The sequence below is a fragment of the Lactobacillus nasalidis genome, from assembly GCF_016587775.1.
Taxonomy (GTDB): Bacteria; Bacillota; Bacilli; order Lactobacillales; family Lactobacillaceae; genus Lactobacillus; species Lactobacillus nasalidis.
In genome coordinates, this window is record NZ_BOCG01000597.1 from 1 (window position 1) to 402 (window position 402).

At 57.2% G+C, this 402-nt stretch carries 1 protein-coding gene; it reads left to right on the plus strand.

The features are described 5' to 3' along the window. On the plus strand, window positions 1–402 hold a 402-nt coding region (locus tag lacNas_RS11215), incomplete at both ends, for a DinB/UmuC family translesion DNA polymerase (protein ID WP_444979758.1).

The window sequence follows — 402 nt, forward strand, 5'->3', positions numbered from 1 at the left end:
CAATGTCAGAACCGCCAGCCGCCTGCGCCGGCTGGGGATCAAGAACATGTACGACCTGGCCCACTGCGATCCGGCAATTTTGGAGAAGGAGTTCGGGGTGATTGGCGACCAGCTTTTTGCCATGAGCTGGGGAGTGGACCGGAGCATCATCAAGCACAAGTACCGGCCCAAAAGCAAAAGCTACGGAAACTCCCAGATCTTAAACCGGGATTACGAGGACCAGCGGCAGATTGAGATCGTCATTCAGGAGATCGGCGACCAGGTAGCGGCCAGAATCAGGGCCCACCATTTGCTGGCCGGCCGGGTCAGCCTCTATGTCGGCTACGCTGACTATGAAGCCGATCCAGCTGGCTTCAGCATTCAAGAGAAGATCACGCCGACGGACGTTTCCAGCGATTTGGT